Source organism: Aeromonas sp. ANP5 (genome assembly GCF_963870295.1).
GTDB classification, from domain to species: domain Bacteria; phylum Pseudomonadota; class Gammaproteobacteria; order Enterobacterales; family Aeromonadaceae; genus Aeromonas; species Aeromonas veronii.
This window is the reverse complement of record NZ_CAWMRY010000090.1, coordinates 1-532: the sequence shown is the minus strand read 5'-3', so window position 1 is coordinate 532 and position 532 is coordinate 1. Positions and strand designations below refer to the sequence as shown.

Annotated in this window: 1 protein-coding gene; it reads right to left on the bottom strand. The window is 58.3% G+C overall.

Annotation, left to right across the window (positions count from 1 at the left end; genetic code table 11):
* Positions 1–532, bottom strand: a 532-nt coding sequence (locus AACT07_RS22365) for an IS3 family transposase (RefSeq protein ID WP_069530090.1), incomplete at both ends; no start/stop codon positions are given.

Below are 532 nucleotides of genomic sequence, written 5' to 3'. Positions count from 1 at the left end.
GCGCTTGCATCAACTCCTGCGGGCTTTGCAACAATAACTCTCCTTTCAAAATCCCGTTCACCCGCTCCGCCAACGCATTCTGATAACAGTCATACCCATCCGTCATCGAGCATTTCACCCCGTACCGCTCATGTAATGACTGGTACAGCCCCGAGCAATACTGCACGCCGCGGTCCGAGTGATGGATAAGCTTCCCGCTGCCACACCGTTGCTTCAGTGCTTTCTTGAACGCCATCGCCACCGACTCGGCGTGCATCCCCTCGTGTACGTGATGGCCCACTATCTTGCGTGAGTACGCATCCGTCACCAGGCTCAGGTACAGTGGCCCGCTCCTGGCTGGCAGATAGGTGATATCTGCGACCCAGACCTGCTCCGGGGCCACCGGTGTGACCTGCTCTGCCCCCGCCTTGAGCAAGTTGGGATGACGGTAAAAACGGTGAAAACTGTGGGTGGTCTTGTGATACGCCCGTCTGGGTGGCACCAGCAGGCGGTGCTCGGCCAATATCCGAAACAGCCTGTCACGCCCGACTTT